Here is a 17,578-nt window from a genome sequence, read left to right as displayed (position 1 = left end):
CATATTTGGATAAAAATGCGATATATAATGTGCGGATTTTTTAAAAATGTTTTTAATATGGATAACTTGGTTAATAAATGAGCTACAATAAAGATTATTAATGATATTCGCAATGAAGAATTAACAAAACATTCATTTTTTGTTTTAGGATGTTCGGCTAGAATAATAGATAAGAAAGGATGTGGGTTATGTTTAAAAAGGAAAGGTCTGTTCCTGCAGAATTGGTTATCTTAAGAATTTTGGCTCATAGAATGAAATTATCGGAAAAAGAAAAGCAGCAACTCTTTAACAAGGAGAAGGGGTATGAAGGGGAATTAAAGTTTGATAACCTAATACGTGAACTAGGAAGTCTAGTTCTAAATGATTTGTTACTAGAAGTAGGAGATACACTATTTCAAATTGACACTTTAATTATCTTTCATGGACGGATTTACCTTATTGATGTGAAGACTTACGAAGGAGAATATTGTTATGAAGATGGTATTTTTAAAACAGTAACTGGCAGTGAAAAAAAGGATCCTATGCTTCAATTAAAACGATGTCATTCCGAGCTCCGGCAATTACTCCAAAAATATAATTATAAATTCCCCATCGAAGCTTACCTAGTTTTTATAAACCCCAATTTCACCTTATTTCTGCCATCTCAAAATCCACAGATTATCTTACCTACACAAGTTAAATCCTTTGTAAAAAAACTATATAGCTTACCTGCTAAGCTAAGTGATTGGCATCATAAACTTGCAGACTTGTTAATTTCTTTACATAAGACAGAAAATCCTTATGTTCGATTACCAAAATATGAGTATGACACATTGAAAAAAGGGATGACCTGTGCAGCTTGCCACTCGTTTAATTTTTCTGTATCTAGAACCAAATTAACTTGTAAGAATTGTGGTTTTGAGGAACGGGTGGAAGTGGCGGTAATGCGACATGTAGAGGAATTGAAGATACTATTTCCAGATATAAAGATTACCACTAATCTCATCTTTAATTGGTGCAAGATTATTAGGAGTAAAAAGAGGATTAGAAAGATATTATTGAAAAAATTCATACTAAAAGGGCACGGTAAATATTCTTATTTTGTAGATAATGCATTAGGTGGCACTAATCATCAGGAGTAGGTTAGTTTATATACTTTAGACCTCATGGACACTTTCATGAGGTCCTTTTTGTTACTATTTTTTGTTTTTGGCTCTCATAGGGTTTTTATGAGGTCCTTTTTTAACTTTCCTTCTCATTATGTGCTTCATAAACCATTCATGAGGACCTGTCCGCTATTCCTTTTTGACTTTAGACCTCATGAATCCTCCATGTAGTCTTTGTATCTTTTGTTTTGGGATCCATGAATCATGAGTACTTCTACGCTGCCCTTTTTTCTCATGATATATTCATAAAGACCTTTTCTGTTCTTCTATCGGTATTATCGGCTTCATAAACAATTCATGAAGCCTTTTCTGTTCTACTTTTCGATATTTTCGGCTTCATGACCCATTCATGAAGACCTTTTTTGTCTTCCAACTTGATTTTGGGCTTCATAAACCATTCACGAAGACCTTTTCTGTTCTTCTGTCGATATTTTGGGCTCCATGAATTCATTGCTTTAACAACAAAAAAAAAGAAGGGTCCCCCCTTCTCAATTTCGTCTAATCCCGCGTAGTTATCCCCCAGCTTTTCAAAACCTCAATTACCTGTTCTTTTGTTTCAGCGATGGATCCATTATTATTAATCACTGCATCGGCTAATGCTACTTTTTCTGAAAGAGGCATTTGTGATTTTATTCTTGCCTCTGCGTCTTCCATGGATAAGTTATTACGTTCCATCAGTCTTTTTAGCTGGATATCCCGATCAACATAAACGAGAACGGTTTTTTCAACCATATGCGTTAGTTTACTTTCAAACAGCAATGGAATGTCGAGGACAATGACTTGTTCCCCGCGTCCCCTGGCTGCTTCAACTTGATTATTCATCCTTTTTCTCACCTCGGGATGAACAATGCTGTTTAAGAGCTGTCGTTTTTCAACGTTATGAAAAATGATCGAACCGAGTTTCACCCTATCAATTTCTCCGTTAGACTGCAGGACATCGTCACCAAATTCAGCAACGATTTTTTGATAGGCGGGTTCTCCTTTTTCAACTGCGAGGCGGGCTTCTACGTCTGCGTCAATAACAGTGAGGTTCATTTCTTTTAACATGTTGGAAACTGTACTTTTTCCACTGGCTATTCCGCCTGTTAGTCCTATTACAAGTGACATACTCTATTCCTTTCCACTTGAACGTTTATAATTTGAATATTCCAATGATAATTAATAAAATCCCCGGTAAAAAGGTAAACTTTTGGACCCAGTTAAATTTATGAAAAAAGGCACCGCTTTTTATTCCTAAAACAAGAAACAAAGAACTCATAACAGCAACACTGGCGGCTAGGTAAAAAGGAGAGAATCCAAGCATAGCCGCACCAATTCCAGCACCAAACGCATCGATGGATAAGGCAAAACCCAGCATGAACGCTTCGATTCCGGTGATTGTACCCGAACGGTCAAAGTCAGCTGACATGGGTTTCCTTAAGATATTGATCGCAATCCCTAAGGAGCGGATTTCAAAATTAATGATCAGCTTTTCATGTTCAAGCAGGTCTGAGTCCTTTTCTTTTTCTGGCCTGAAAAATTGATATAATACCCAGGCGCCGAGAGCAATTAGAATAATTCCCCCAAGGCTAGCCGTGATATCCGGAGACAAGATTTTTTCTAGGCCATGGCCGATTGACACCGCAATCATTAAAGAAATCGCTGAACAGGTTGCAATGATGAGCACTGATTTAAGCGGCAGTACCATTTTTCTAAGTCCATACGTAAACCCTACGCTAAAGCTATCAAGACTGAGAGCAAAAGCCAGCAGGAGAAGTGAGAACATTTGAAACATGATGTCTAGGGCTCCTTCCGTCAATCACTACGATAGTATATGGGAGGAGCCTATCCTTTGTTATTAAATTGTCATCTCACTTCTAACACTTAAATTTTTTGACATGTGGGACAAAAATGCGTACCACGTCCCCCTACCGTTGTTTTTTCTAATGGGGTTCCACATCTTTTGCATTCTTCCCCTTTACGGCCGTAGGCATATAATTCAAGCTGAAACATTCCAATCTCCCCTTGTGAGTTTACGTAGGAGCGAATGGTACTTCCTCCTTTTTTAACCGCTTCATCCAGGGTCTTAACAATTTCTTTGTGCAGCAAGGTTAATTCCTCATCACTCAGGGAGTTTGCAATTCGTTCAGGATGAATTCCAGAACGAAAAAGGGCTTCATCCACATAAATATTTCCCAGTCCAACAAACACTTTTTGATCAAGCAGTGCAGGCTTTATCTTTCTGTTTGTCTTTTTCAGCTTGTCCGATAGGTATTCCTTCGTGAAGTCTTCTGAAAAAGGTTCTGGTCCAAGGTCAATTAATGGAGGTTTTTGAAATTCCTCGCCCTTTATATATAGGTGCATGGTTCCAAATTTACGAACATCTCGATACCTCAAATCACTTCCATCGGTAAAATGAAAGATAACATGAGTATGTTTATCATACGGTTCTTCTTTTGGATAAAGCCCATATTTGCCTTCCATCCTTAAATGGGAAACAAGGGCAAACGTAGTCGTATAGAGGATTAAAAACTTACCTCTTCTTCCAACATCCTCAATGGTTTCCCCTCTAAGAGCGTCAATAAATTGTTCCACCTCAACTGGATTTTTAATGATTTTCGGCCAGTGGACGGTGATATCTTGAATTTGTTTATGCAGTACTAGATTCTTTAATGTTTTTCTAACTGTTTCTACTTCTGGAAGCTCCGGCATTCAATAAGCTCCTCTCTATGCTGTCCAGCTGCAGCGCCTAGGGGCGCTTCCGCTTTTCTATTTCGCGTCAAACCATGTTGGGCCATAGGAAAAATCAACTTTTAATGGCACTTTTAATTCGAGAGCATTTTCCATAACACTTGGAACGAGTTTCTTGAGTGTCTCAATTTCTTCTTCTGGGGCTTCAAAAATCAGTTCATCGTGCACTTGAAGCAGCAGTCTCGTTTTTAACCCATAATCCTTTAAAGCTTCTGCCATATCAATCATGGCCTTTTTAATGATATCAGCAGCACTTCCCTGAATTGGGGTGTTCATTGCTGTTCTTTCAGCAAAGCTTCGGATGTTAAAATTACGATGTGTAATCTCTGGAATATATCTTCTTCTTTGCAAAAGGGTCGCTACATACCCTTTTTGTTTAGCGGAATGGATGATTTCGTCCATATAATCCTTTACCCCAGGATAGCTGGCAAGATAACGGTCAATAAACAGACCAGCTTCTTTCCGGGTAATTCCTAAACTTTGCGATAGCCCATAGTCACTTATCCCATAGACAATACCAAAGTTTACCGCCTTCGCCTGCCGTCTCATATTGGAGGTTACCTCGTCAGCGTTCACATGGAATACATCCATCGCTGTTTTTGTGTGAATATCGAGATCATCCTTAAAGGCTTGTATTAGTTTTTCATCACCAGCAATGTCAGCCAGAACTCTAAGCTCGATTTGAGAATAATCGGCGGCAAAAATGAGCCAGCCTGGTTCTGATGGTACAAAAGCTTGGCGAATCTTCCGCCCCTCTTCTAAACGAATTGGAATGTTCTGCAGATTCGGGTCAATGGAGCTTAATCGTCCTGTTGCTGTTAATGTCTGTTGATATCGTGTATGAACTTTACCTGTTTTAGGATTAATCACCTTGAGCAATCCTTCAATATAAGTTGACTGGAGTTTGCCTAACTGTCTGTAATTAAGAATATGCTCAATGATTTCATGATCATTTGCTAATTTCTCTAAAATATCTGCTGACGTGGAATAGCCCGTTTTCGTTTTCTTTAAGGTTGGCAGGTTTAGTTTTTCAAATAAAATTACACCTAATTGCTTAGTAGAATTAATATTAAACTTTTCACCGGCTAACTCATAAATGATTCCTTCAATTTCGACCAGTCTATCATGAATTTCACTGCCCATTCTTTGAAGACGATCGCTATCCACCTTAATACCACAAGATTCCATATCTGCTAAAATGAGCGATAGCGGCATTTCAAGGTCTGTAAACAATTCATATTGTTCATTTGTTTTTAACTCGTCTTCTAATGTTTGTCTCAGATCAACCATTGCAAGACTTTTTCGAACAAGGTGCTCAGCTGTAAGTGCTGCTTCAGGTATTTTCCGTTTAGCTCCTTTTCCATAAAACGACTCATCTGATTGGATATTTAACCCGTATTTTTTGGCAATCGTTGAAATATCATCAATCGTTTCAGAAGGATTAATAATATAAGAGGCCATTAACGTATCGAAATTTACCCCTTTTAAATGTATATCATACCTTCTTAGCGATACCTCTGAACGCTTTGCGTCGTAGACTGTTTTCTTTTTTGTATCATCTTCAGCCCACTTCTTAAAATGGTCGGATTTAATCACTAATTCAGTTGGTAAATAATAATTTCCTGTTTCATTTACAAGAGAAAAACCAATGATATCAGCGTAATGATAATTATCATCAAGCATTTCAACATACAAATAATTATCATCTGTAAATAATTCATCTGTTATTTCATCTGGAGTTTGAAACTCGATGTCTTCAAGTTCAAGCTGCTCAGTACCTGATGTGTCTCCACCTAATTTTTCTAATAAAGAATGAAATCCAAGCTCTTTATAAAGTGCCACAAGTTTTTCTCTTTCAAATCCTTCATAAGCGACATTTTCTATGGATACTTCGACTGGTGCATGTCTTTCAATGGTGGCAAGCTGCTTACTCATCACTGCTTGATCCTTAAATTCTTCCAGCTTTTCTTTTAACTTATTTCCAGTGACCTGATCAACGGACTCTAGTAAATTTTCTAATGTTGAAAATTCCTTCAGCAATTTAATCGCTGTTTTTTCACCGACTCCGGGTACACCTGGAATGTTATCTGAAGGGTCGCCCATTAGTCCCTTCATATCAATAATTTGCTCAGGCGTTAAACCATACTTCTCCATTACATGTGCTGGGGTATATTCCTCGATATCGGTAATCCCTTTACGAGTAATCGATACCGTTGTATGTTCAGAGGAAAGTTGAGTTAAATCTTTATCTCCCGATATTACCTTTATTTCATAACCTTCTTTTTCAGCTGTTAAGGCAAGCGTTCCAATAATGTCATCGGCCTCATAGTTCTCAAGCTCATATCGCTCAATCCCATATGCATCAAGAAGATCACGAATAAAAGGGAATTGTTCCGATAATTCAGGAGGTGTTTTCTGCCTGCCGCCCTTATATTCACCAAAAGTAGCATGACGAAAGGTTGTCTTTCCCGCGTCAAATGCCACTAGAATATGCGTTGGCTTTTCATCTTCCATAATTTTATTTAACATCATGGTAAAACCGTAAACTGCATTTGTGTGTGCGCCTTTATCGTTATTAAGCAGGGGCAGTGCAAAGAACGCACGGTAAGCAATACTATTTCCGTCAATTAATACTAACTTCTTCTTTTCCATCTATTTACCCCTTTCGGTTATTTCATATATTTATAAAGTTCGATGATAAACTCACTGCCCTCACCCAAGGTACTTTTCACCGAAATGTTTCCGTGATGTGCTTCAACTAAATGTTTTACGATTGCTAATCCAAGACCAGTCCCGCCAGAATCCCGGCTTCTTGCACGATCAACACGATAAAATCGTTCGAAAATACGTGGAATTTCTTCCTGTTTAATTCCAACACCCGAGTCTTTCACATGGATTTTCACTGTTCTCTCATGATCAAACAAGGAAACTTTTATATATCCGCCTGGCGGTGTATACAAAATTGCATTACTAATTAGATTTATGAATACTTGCTTTAGGCGGTCATGGTCTCCTTGTATATATAAATCTTCCTTCTGACACTCGAGTTCAAGATGAATTTCTTTTGATTCTGCTTTTTTTGTAAGCATTGTGATTACTTCGTTAATTAATTCACAGAGGTCAACGTCCTGGATGTTCAACTTAAACTCCTGCTGCTCAATTCTAGAAAAATCGAGTAAATCTTGAATAAGTGATTGCATGCGCTCACTTTCTTTATTAATAATCGATAAAAATGCCTCAAGTGTATCTTGGTTGTTCATAGCACCATCTAACAGCGTTTCAGAAAAACCTTTGATAGAGGTAACGGGCGTCTTCAATTCATGTGACACATTGGCCACAAAATCTTTTCTCATTACTTCTAATTTTTTAATCTCAGTAATATCATGGAAAACGAGCAAAACCCCTTTCCATACATTATTTATACCAATAATCGGTATACCATAAACATCAAAGTATCTTCTCTCGATTCCCAATGGAAGAAGGAGATGTTTTCTGATTTTTTGCTCAGTCCTAAAAACATCCGCTATGATATTGCATATTTCCTCTTGCTCAATCACTTCATAATATAGTTTGTTTAAATAATTAGTAGAGTTCACATGAAAGATATCGATGAAACCTCTATTAATTAAATTAACGAACCCACGGCTGTCCATTAGAAGTAGTCCTGCACCCATATTTTCAATTAGAGCACTTAAGCGATCTTGCTGTATTTCTTGTGCTTTACTCATTTCTTGGAGGTTTTGGGCTAGTACATTGATGGAGGTGCTTAACATACTCGTTTCAGTTAATTGATCATTTTCTATTCTAGCTCTGTAATTACCCTTCGCGAGCTCAATGGCCACATTTGTTGCCGCTTCTATTGGTTTCGTATATCTTGCCGTAATTCTGTATCCTAGATAAATAAAAATAATAAACACCATCAGAAGACAAGTGGACAGAATCCACCAAATTTGCCCGTATGCTTGTTTCAACTCACTAGTTTTAGTAAAGATGAACAAATAACCTTCATTTTCATTTCCTTGTAGTATTGGTTTCCAGGCATAGTGTAAGTCGTATTCCTCACGTTCAACAAGCTTCGTCTTATTTTGTTGTTTTTCCTTCAAGACCTCGTTAATAATTTCTCTTATCCCGTTAATATTAGAAGGACTCGTTTCACCGCTGTCAAAAAGTATCTTCCCCTTAGTATCTGTGATGGCAAGTCTTACATTTAGGATATTGCTTAGGTCGATTATATTTTGTTGATTAAATGAATTGACGCCGCCGTTATTTTCAATGTGCAAGCTAAGAAGATTACTCTCTTTATCTAGACGTTCATTATATGTATCAAGATAGTAGCCTTTAAAAAGTTGTCCGAGTAGGATTTCCAGCCCGATCAAACCGATAATAAGTAAGGAAATTAATGCAAAAAGAAGCTTTGTGCGATATTTGGTCATTCACCTTTCGGCTCCTCAAGCTTATACCCTAGACCACGGACGGTTTTGATATAAGCAGGTTTCTTCGTATCCTCTTCTATCTTTTCCCTTAAATGTGAAATGTGAACATCTACTATACGAGTATCGCCAGCAAATTCATAATTCCAAACTGCACTTAATAATTGGTCGCGAGTTAAAACTCGATTTTTATTCTGAGCCAAGTAATGAAGTAATTCGTATTCCTTTAGGGTCAATTCCAATTGTTGATTTTTAAAATAGGCTTCATATTTTTCAGGGATGATTTGGAGGTTTCCAATAATAATATCAGTACCAACCTGTTGGTCATCCTCATTACTAGTGGATTGTATCTGAATTCTTCTTAAAATGGCTTTTACTCGTGCAACCACTTCTCTTGGACTAAATGGTTTAATCATATAATCATCCGCACCTAGCTCTAGCCCCAATATTTTATCAAACTCATCATCTTTTGCTGTTAACATTAAAATGGGTATCATAATTTTCTGCTGCCGAAGCTGCTTACATACTTCGATTCCATCCATTTTCGGAAGCATAAGATCTAAAACAATAATATCAGGTGCAATACTTTCCGCTAATTGTTTACCAGCTAGACCATCCATTGCTGTTACTACGTCAAAGCCGGCTTGTTCCAAATTATATTGAAGCAACGTTACAATTGATTGTTCATCGTCAACAACGAGTACCTTGTTTTTCATAAAAACCTCCGAATGTGTTATCTATTTCACTACCCTTCTACATTATAATATAGAAATAAAAAGAATACCCACTATCGAACTTAAGACAAAAAAAGGAATGTGAAATACATTCCTTTAAGTGATTAAAAATTATCTAATACATTGGCATCCATTCTTCCTAGCCGATGAGGAGGACAGACTTTCATTTTCCCATTTATCACTACTTCGTCTTTTTCGTTAGTTCCAACAACTGTCATCATCACTGAGTGATTATCATGATCTACTTCCACAACCTCTAACAACAGCTGGACCGTTGCATAATGGTATACAGGTTTCGGAAATTCGATATCTTGACTTAATATATGGCTGCCTGGCCCAGGTAAATACTTTGAGATAGCCGAGGTAATCATGCCTGTCAGCATGATACTTGGAACAATCGGTTTTTTATAAGGAGTTTGGGATGCGTAATCATGCTGAATAAAGAGTGGATTCGCATCATCAGTTAACCCTAGATACAGAAGAATGTCCTTATCCTCCACTTTCTCGGTTAATGACAGTTTTTCTCCGACTGACATTTCTTTTATTTCTCTGCCTAACTTTCTCTTTTTTCCTAAAAGCATTTCGTCACCCCTTTTGCAAACGGTTACATTTTAGTAGGAAAAATTCGGGGAACTTTTTCCCCGAATTTTTAATCATTTACACTAAAACTTTCATTACATTTTGAACGGATTCAGCTGATTTGTCTAAAGCCGTTTTTTCTTCAGGAGTTAGGTCAAGCTCAATAACCTTCTCAATTCCGTTTGCACCGAGGATTGTTGGGACTCCAAGATATATACCCTCGTATCCAAATTCTCCCTCAAGGTAAGCAATGGAAGGGAGAACACGGCGCTGATCTTTTAAAATTGCTTCACACATTTCTACAAGTGATGCTGCTGGAGCATAATAAGCACTGCCGTTACCTAGAAGGTTAACAATTTCTCCGCCGCCTTTTCTAGTACGCTCAACAATCGCTTCTAAACGCTCTTTAGGAATCAATGTTTCTAATGGAATACCACCGGCATATGAATAACGAACAAGTGGAACCATATCATCACCATGCCCGCCTAAAACAAAGCCGGTAATATCTTTAACAGAAAGATTTAATTCCTGAGCAACGAATGTCCGGAAACGAGCCGTATCAAGTACACCTGATTGGCCAATAACACGGTTTTTAGGGAATCCTGATTCTTTAAACACTGTATATGTCATGGCATCAACTGGATTAGTTAATACAAGGATTGTACAGTTTGGAGAATACTTTACGATTTCCTGTGTAACACTTTTCATTACCTTTTGATTTGTCTGAACTAAATCATCACGGCTCATTCCAGGCTTACGCGCAATACCAGCAGTAATTACAACGATGTCAGAATCACGAGTATCTTCGTAATTGGATGTACCAGTTATGTTTGAATCAAATCCTTGAACTGGACTTGCTTCAAGCATATCTAATGCCTTTCCTTTTGTAGGGTTTTCCATTTGAGGGATATCAACGAGAACGACATCACCTAATTCCTTTTGTGCAAGTAAGAATGCAGTTGTTGCCCCAGTGAATCCTCCGCCGATTACAGAAACCTTTTTACGTTTCAATGACATATGAACTCTCCCCTTTGAAAGTATTAAATTCCTTATTCGAAGCAGCTGTTCGAAAACAGCCCTACTCGCGCTTATACAGCTTCAGCGCAAAGCACTGAAGCTGTATAAATTATTCCATGTTCTTAATTAATTCATCACCAAATTCAGATGTTTTAACTTCTGTTGCTCCATCCATTAAACGAGCGAAGTCATAAGTTACAACTTTAGAAGCAATTGTTTTTTCTACTGATTTAATGACCATATTAGCTGCTTCATTCCAGCCTAAATGTTCAAGAAGTAATACACCTGATAGGATAACAGATGATGGATTTACCTTATCTAGGCCTGCGTATTTAGGTGCAGTACCATGTGTAGCTTCGAAAATCGCATGTCCTGTTTCATAGTTGATGTTTGCTCCAGGAGCAATTCCAATTCCACCAACTTGCGCTGCAAGAGCATCAGAAATAAAGTCTCCGTTTAAGTTCATTGTAGCTACCACATCAAACTCACGTGGACGTGTAAGAATTTGCTGTAAGAAGATATCAGCAATCGCATCTTTCACGATGATCTTACCTGCTGCCTCTGCTTCAGCCTGAGCTTTGTTTGCAGCGTCAGTGCCTTGATCAGCTTTAATGGCGTCATATTGAGCCCATGTAAAGACTTTATCACCAAATTCTTTCTCAGCAAGTTCATAACCCCAGTTTTTGAACGCGCCTTCTGTGAACTTCATGATATTACCTTTGTGTACAAGTGTTACTGATTTACGACCTTCTTTAATCGCATAATTAATAGCTGCACGCACTAGACGATTTGTTCCTTCCTCAGAAACTGGCTTAATACCGATACCAGAAGTTTCAGGGAATCTAATTTTGTTAACTCCCATTTCATTTTGAAGGAAGTCGATTACTTTCTTAACTGCTTCTGAACCTTTTTCATATTCAATACCTGCATAGATATCTTCAGTATTTTCACGGAAGATTACCATATCAGTATCTTGTGGACGCTTAACTGGTGAAGGCACACCCTCAAACCATCTTACTGGTCGTAAGCATACAAACAAATCTAATTCTTGACGAAGTGCTACGTTCAATGAACGAATTCCACCGCCAACAGGAGTAGTAAGCGGGCCTTTGATCGCAATCAAATATTCATTGATTACATCAAGAGTTTCTTTTGGAAGCCATTCACCTGTTTGGTTAAACGCCTTTTCTCCAGCAAGAACTTCTTTCCATACTACTTTGCGTTCGCCTTTATATGCTTTTTCTACCGCTGCATTTAATACTCTCTCTGAAGCTGCCCAGATATCTGGTCCGATACCGTCACCTTCAATAAATGGGATAATTGGATTGTTTGGTACATTTAATACTCCGTTTGTTACTGTGATTTTTTCGCCTTGCATAGTTGTGTCTCCCTCCTAGGTATGTATCAGTGGTCATACTCATTTGTCCCTTGTGTATTAAAGAGATTGCGTCCAAGGTTAAAGATTTGACTCTTTAACCTTTTCCTACAATCCTATTAGACCAATTTTTTTGAAAAAAGTAAATATTTATTAACCTCTTTGATTAATTGGTACATATGTCTGCATGCCTGGACCTGTATATTCCGCACGCGGACGAATTAATCGATTGTTATCATATTGTTCTAGAATGTGTGCAAGCCAGCCTGAAACCCTGCTTACTGCAAAGATTGGTGTAAATAAATCATGGTCAATACCTAAGCTGTGGTACATGGATGCTGAATAAAAGTCAACGTTTGGCGGTAAATTCTTTTCGCCAGTAACAATGCTTTCAATTTTTTCAGACATTTCATACCAGTGCGGCTCGCCTGTAAGTTCGGTTAATTTTTTGGACATCGCTCTCAAATGCTTAGCTCGAGGATCGCCAGCGCGATAAACGCGGTGTCCAAATCCCATGATTTTTTCTTTCTTTTCAAGTTTTCCACGAACATATGGCTCAACATTTTCAATTGTACCAATTTCTTTAAGCATTTTCATAACGGCTTCATTTGCACCGCCATGCAATGGTCCTTTAAGCGCGCCGATTGCTGCAGTTACACCAGAATAAACATCTGATAAAGTTGCTACACAAACTCTTGCTGTAAAAGTTGAAGCATTAAGTTCATGGTCAGCATGTAATACAAGAGCTTTATCCATAGCGTTAACTGCGATTTCATCAGGCTCATTGCCAGTCAACATGTAAAGGAAGTTAGCTGCAAAGCTTAAATCTGTTCTAGGTGCAATTGGTTCAAGACCTTTTCTGACGCGAGCAAAAGTTGTCACAATCGCAGGCATTTTTGCTTGAAGACGAATCGCCTTTTGATAGTTTGACTCTGGATCCATGGAGTCAGCTTCTTCATCATAAAGACCTAGTAAGGAAACAGCGGAACGAAGTGCAGCCATAGGATGAACCTTTTCAATCGGATACATCTTAAAATGCTCAATTACTTCTTTTGGAAGTGCTGCATTTTCAGAAAGTTGTTTCTTTAGTTCTGCTAATTCAGGCTCAGTTGGTAATCTGCGGTGCCACAATAAATAAATTACTTCTTCAAAGCTTGCATTCTCAGCTAAGTCATCGATATCATACCCAACATACGTTAAAGTATCATCAATAATTGAGCTGATAGAAGAAGTTGTTGCCACTACCCCTTCAAGACCTCGAGTTACTGTCATAGAAAATCTCTCCTTCTCATTCTAATTTCCCCATTACCCGCCATTTGTTAAAAGAAGTATTTTTATCAGCTGCAAACTGTTATTGGTCACAGCTATGTTGAAAGAAAATCTTCATTTCAAATATGAATGACTAGCGCCCTTTTTAACAAATATCTAGAATGAGCGCTTGCTCGGGAAAAAACCGACAAGCGGAATAACTTTTTTTAAATAAAAAAGTTATTTTACAAGTAATCTAGCATATTTATGTGAATTATGTAAAAAAGGATGCGCTTTCAAGTCCTATTATAAACAATTATCAGATTTTTGTGAATGAAAAGGGGCTGAAAAGTTCAAAAAAAATATTATTTTACAAAATAGCTAACTAAAAAAATCAATCATTTTCATGGCTGCATATGCTATTCCCGCTCCAATGAGAGGACCAACAGCAACCCCTTTGAAAATGGATACGGAAAGAATAGTGCCTAAAACAAGTGCGGTAGTAATATGCGGATCATCTTGTAATAGAGATACTCCACCCTTTGCTAGTAATGCAACAGCCATACCTGAAATAAGAGCTACCCAAGCAAGCGGTGATTTAAAAGCACTAGTCAAATCTTTGAAACCAATTTCACCCGATGCAATTGGAGCTAATACAGCTATGGTGATTACCGTAACTCCCCAATTAATCCCTTTACTCTGTATAAAGGTAAAAGATTTTGTTTCAAGTCCGCTTAATTTTAAAATTAATAAAACGACAATGGCAATCAATAATGAGTTATTTTTTGCGATAATTCCTATGATTAAAAGCAGCAATAGGAACAATAATGGCTGATTAAACATTGATTTCATCCTTCCGTTTCTTGCAATTGGAAAATCATGCAGTTTTGTACAAGAAATGTTAAACTAGAATTACTTAAATGACGCTAAGGAGGCAAGTTATTGGAAAAAAAGTACTTATATCGAACCTTAAGGTTCTTTCTAGTCATTGGCATTGTAGTTCTTGCACTTCTATCATTTTATTATTTGTCAAAAGTGACCTATCCATTTCTAATCGCCTTAGTAATTGCCTTTTTTATCAACCCAATTGTTAACATTTTTGAAAAAAAACTTCGAATGCCCCGCGGCTTAGCCGTTTTTGTAGCTATAATCATTATTTTTGCCTTTGTTGCAGGCTTAGTTACACTTTTAGTAGCTGAATTGGTTTCCGGTGCGAATTACCTTGCCCGTGTTGTTCCAGAGCATTTGGATACTTTAATAGGCTATATTGAAGAGTATATAACTGGTCAAATTATCCCGTTTTATAATCAATTAACAAGTATGTTTAATCAATTAGAAGATGGGCAGCAAAACACCATCATATCAAACATAAAAAATGTTGGCACTACTATTGGAACAAATGTTGGTAACTTCATCCAAAATTTATTCGGTAACATTCCGGTTATCTTATCTTGGTTCCCAAATGCGGCAACCGTATTAATTTTTTCCTTCTTAGCAACCTTTTTCATTAGTAAGGATTGGTACAGACTTTCACGGATTAGCAGCAGCATTTTACCTGAGAAGGCTAAATCAAGTGGAAAAACGGTATTCGTTGATTTACAGAAAGCTTTATTTGGATTTCTAAAGGCCCAATTAACCCTTATTTCCATTACAACTGTTATTATTTTAATTGGACTTCTTGTACTTCGCGTTGATTACGCGATTACCATCGCTTTGATAACAGGGATTGTGGATATTATTCCATACCTTGGTACCGGAGCCGTTTTTGTACCATGGATTATTTATGAGGTCATTGCAGGGGATATCAGTCTTGCAGTAGGTTTAGGAGTCCTGTATTTACTTGTGATTGTGCAAAGACAAGTTATGGAACCAAAAATACTCTCATCTAATATTGGTCTGGATCCATTAGCTACGCTGGTCGCCTTGTTTGTCGGATTTAAATTAGTTGGGTTTCTTGGATTAATATTAGGGCCAGTTACTCTCGTCATTATTAACACACTCTACCGCGCAAATGTTTTTCACGATATTTGGACTTTTATAAAAGGAAAAGAAGTCTAAAAGAAAACGTCAGCCTCCCTTTAGAGGTTGACGTTATTTTATAATTTTTATATTTCCATTTTGGATCTTTCTTCGTAAAGCGTTAATCATCAGAAATTTAAAAGGCTTTCTAGACGGGGGGAATAACAATAAAAATCCAAATAAATCGGTAACAAATCCAGGTGTTAACAGCAGAATAGCTCCAGCGAGAATACATATGCCATCCAAGACAGATTCACCAGGAATTTGACCAAAAGCAAGCTGTTCCTGAGCCTTTTTTATGGTCTGTAAACCTTCTCTCTTAGCCAAATAGGCACCCAACACTCCTGTTAGGATTATAAAAGCAATGGTAGGCAGCACGCCTATTGTTTTTCCTGATAACAGCAAGAATCCGATATCGATTGCGGGTATTACAATAATTAATAGAGCTAAATAGCGCATTGTTGTATCTCCTTCAAACAGGCTTAAATCTATTATATACTGAATAACAAAAAAAAGAAGGGATAATCCCTTCTTCATGATTTAAAGCACACTAGCATGACCGTTATAAATGACACCTCTTGTCGCGTCAACGGTAATTTCTTGGCCATCTCTAAATAACTCTAATGCATTTTCTACACCAACAATGACTGGAATGCTGAGGTTAAGGCCAACTACCGCTGCATGGCTGGTTAACCCGCCTTCTTGCGTAATGAGAGCAGCACATTTTTCAATCGCTGGTACCATATCACGGTCTGAACCAAGCGTTACTAAAATGGAACCAGGCTTAACCTTCTCGATTGCTTCCGCTGCATTTTGGGCAATAACTACTTTACCGAAAGCAGACTTTCGGCCAATCCCTTGAGCTCTAGCAATAACATCGCCGACAACATGAATTTTCATTAAGTTTGTTGTACCTGTTTCTCCAACTGGAACGCCAGCAGTGATGACAACTAAATCACCATGTTTTACAATACCGCTGTTTACACTTTCTTCCACAGCACTGTCTAGCATTTCGTCAGTTGAACTGCATATTCTTCCAAGTTGAGGATATACTCCCCATACAAGCGCTAATCGGCGGCAAATTTGCTCATTTGCTGTAACTGCCACAATTGGTGCCTTCGTACGGTATTTAGAGATCATCCTAGCAGTATGACCACTTTCGGTTGGTGTTACAATTGCATTTACATCAAGATTTAAAGCCGTATGTGCAACAGACTGACCAATAGCGTCAGTAAGATTATGTTCTGAATCTTTACTGCGTGCTGATAAAATTTCTTTGTGATCTAATGCTTGTTCCGCTCTAGAAGCAATATTATGCATAGTTTGTACCGCTTCTACAGGATAAATTCCGGCTGCTGTTTCACCAGATAACATGATTGCATCTGTACCATCAAAAATGGCATTAGCAACGTCACTAGCCTCAGCACGTGTTGGACGCGGATTACGCTGCATTGAATCAAGCATTTGTGTAGCAGTAATAACAGGTTTACCATGCGCATTACACTTCTTGATTAACATCTTTTGGACAAGTGGTACTTCTTCAGCCGGTATTTCTACACCTAAGTCACCGCGTGCCACCATTAGACCGTCAGAGATTTCAAGAATTTCATCAATGTTATCGACACCTTCTTGGTTTTCAATCTTAGGAATAATGTGAATGTGTGTAGCCTGCTTTTCCTCTAATAGCTGACGAATTTCCATTACATCGCTTGCACGGCGAACGAAAGAAGCTGCAATAAAGTCAACACCTTGCTCAATTCCAAAAATGATATCATTTGTGTCTTTTTCTGTGATTCCCGGAAGTTTTACCGATACGCCAGGAACGTTGACACCTTTTTTGTTCTTCAATGTTCCACTGTTAAGGATTTTTGTCTGAATTTCATTTTGTTCCTTATCGATGTTAAGGACCTCTAATCCAATTAGTCCATCATCTAATAAAATTTTAGAGCCCACATGAACATCATCAATTAATCCTGGGTATGTAATTGAAAACTTTTCTGTGGTACCTTCCACTTCAGTCATGGAAACAGTAATGTTATCACCTGATTTTAGTTCAATTGCTCCATTAACCATATTGTTTGTACGGATTTCCGGACCTTTTGTATCAAGAAGAATAGCAACAGTCTTACCTGTTAGTTTTGAGGCTTCACGAATATTTTGGATTCGCTGACCATGTTCTTCATAATCACCGTGCGAAAAATTTAATCGGCAAACATTCATTCCTGATTCCATTAATTGAGTTAATTTTTCTACACTTTCACTTGCAGGGCCAATCGTACAAACGATTTTTGTTTTACGCAA

General features: G+C 37.7%; 16 protein-coding genes. 2 read left to right on the top strand and 14 right to left on the bottom strand.

The genetic code is table 11. From position 1 onward, the window contains the following. Nucleotides 1–188 precede the first annotated feature (188 nt). Nucleotides 189–1,121, top strand: a complete 933-nt coding sequence (locus BANA01_RS06635) for a nuclease-related domain-containing protein (RefSeq protein WP_034676862.1) — start codon at nucleotides 189–191, stop codon at nucleotides 1,119–1,121. A gap of 319 nt (nucleotides 1,122–1,440) precedes the next feature. Here the strand turns inward: BANA01_RS06635 and BANA01_RS29830 are convergent, their stop codons facing one another. The 12 genes from BANA01_RS29830 to BANA01_RS06580 form a co-directional block, all read right to left on the bottom strand. Continuing rightward, a complete protein-coding gene (locus tag BANA01_RS29830) occupies nucleotides 1,441–1,596 on the bottom strand; it encodes a hypothetical protein (RefSeq protein ID WP_169803654.1) in 156 nt (51 codons plus the stop codon). A 47-nt stretch (nucleotides 1,597–1,643) separates the two neighbouring features. After that, nucleotides 1,644–2,252, bottom strand: a complete 609-nt coding sequence (gene coaE, locus BANA01_RS06630; RefSeq protein WP_034676861.1) for a dephospho-CoA kinase — start codon at nucleotides 2,250–2,252, stop codon at nucleotides 1,644–1,646. Nucleotides 2,253–2,277: 25 nt separating this feature from the next. Further along, nucleotides 2,278–2,919, bottom strand: coding sequence for a sporulation membrane protein YtaF (ytaF, locus tag BANA01_RS06625; protein WP_034676859.1), 642 nt, complete (start codon nucleotides 2,917–2,919; stop codon nucleotides 2,278–2,280). An 89-nt stretch (nucleotides 2,920–3,008) separates the two neighbouring features. Beyond that, on the bottom strand, nucleotides 3,009–3,836 hold the full coding sequence (mutM, locus tag BANA01_RS06620; protein WP_034676857.1) for a DNA-formamidopyrimidine glycosylase: 828 nt from the start codon (nucleotides 3,834–3,836) through the stop codon (nucleotides 3,009–3,011). A gap of 57 nt (nucleotides 3,837–3,893) precedes the next feature. Then, a complete protein-coding gene (polA, locus tag BANA01_RS06615; protein WP_034676855.1) occupies nucleotides 3,894–6,527 on the bottom strand; it encodes a DNA polymerase I in 2,634 nt (877 codons plus the stop codon). A gap of 17 nt (nucleotides 6,528–6,544) precedes the next feature. Next, nucleotides 6,545–8,308: a two-component system histidine kinase PnpS gene (gene pnpS / locus BANA01_RS06610; protein WP_034676853.1), complete on the bottom strand. Its 1,764-nt coding sequence runs from the start codon at nucleotides 8,306–8,308 to the stop codon at nucleotides 6,545–6,547. Next, complete coding sequence (locus BANA01_RS06605) at nucleotides 8,305–9,021, bottom strand: response regulator transcription factor (protein ID WP_034676851.1); 717 nt, start codon at nucleotides 9,019–9,021, stop codon at nucleotides 8,305–8,307. Before BANA01_RS06605 ends, pnpS begins: the two co-directional genes overlap by 4 nt. A 122-nt stretch (nucleotides 9,022–9,143) precedes the next feature. Continuing rightward, a complete protein-coding gene (locus BANA01_RS06600) occupies nucleotides 9,144–9,620 on the bottom strand; it encodes a MaoC/PaaZ C-terminal domain-containing protein (protein ID WP_034676849.1) in 477 nt (158 codons plus the stop codon). 76 nt (nucleotides 9,621–9,696) lie between these two features. After that, complete coding sequence (gene mdh, locus BANA01_RS06595; protein ID WP_034676847.1) at nucleotides 9,697–10,635, bottom strand: malate dehydrogenase; 939 nt, start codon at nucleotides 10,633–10,635, stop codon at nucleotides 9,697–9,699. Between the two features lie 109 nt (nucleotides 10,636–10,744). Next, a complete protein-coding gene (gene icd / locus BANA01_RS06590; RefSeq protein ID WP_034676845.1) occupies nucleotides 10,745–12,013 on the bottom strand; it encodes an NADP-dependent isocitrate dehydrogenase in 1,269 nt (422 codons plus the stop codon). A gap of 150 nt (nucleotides 12,014–12,163) precedes the next feature. Next, a complete protein-coding gene (gene citZ, locus BANA01_RS06585; RefSeq protein ID WP_034676843.1) occupies nucleotides 12,164–13,282 on the bottom strand; it encodes a citrate synthase in 1,119 nt (372 codons plus the stop codon). A gap of 357 nt (nucleotides 13,283–13,639) precedes the next feature. Then, nucleotides 13,640–14,101 carry a DUF441 domain-containing protein gene (locus BANA01_RS06580; RefSeq protein WP_034676841.1) on the bottom strand — a complete coding sequence of 154 codons (462 nt, stop codon included), beginning with the start codon at nucleotides 14,099–14,101 and terminating at the stop codon, nucleotides 13,640–13,642. Nucleotides 14,102–14,200: 99 nt separating this feature from the next. Between BANA01_RS06580 and ytvI the strand changes: the two genes are divergently transcribed. Further along, nucleotides 14,201–15,316 carry a sporulation integral membrane protein YtvI gene (gene ytvI / locus BANA01_RS06575; RefSeq protein ID WP_034676839.1) on the top strand — a complete coding sequence of 372 codons (1,116 nt, stop codon included), beginning with the start codon at nucleotides 14,201–14,203 and terminating at the stop codon, nucleotides 15,314–15,316. 33 nt (nucleotides 15,317–15,349) lie between these two features. Here the strand turns inward: ytvI and BANA01_RS06570 are convergent, their stop codons facing one another. Continuing rightward, nucleotides 15,350–15,736 (bottom strand): FxsA family protein, encoded by a 387-nt coding sequence (locus BANA01_RS06570; RefSeq protein WP_034676837.1) that lies wholly within the window; start codon nucleotides 15,734–15,736, stop codon nucleotides 15,350–15,352. A gap of 81 nt (nucleotides 15,737–15,817) precedes the next feature. Further along, nucleotides 15,818–17,578: a pyruvate kinase gene (gene pyk / locus BANA01_RS06565; protein ID WP_034676933.1), complete on the bottom strand. Its 1,761-nt coding sequence runs from the start codon at nucleotides 17,576–17,578 to the stop codon at nucleotides 15,818–15,820.

The sequence above is a fragment of the Neobacillus niacini NBRC 15566 genome, assembly GCF_001591505.1.
In the GTDB taxonomy this organism is placed as follows: domain Bacteria; phylum Bacillota; class Bacilli; order Bacillales; family Cytobacillaceae; genus Neobacillus; species Neobacillus niacini.
This window is presented reverse-complemented; position numbering and strand designations above follow the sequence as displayed.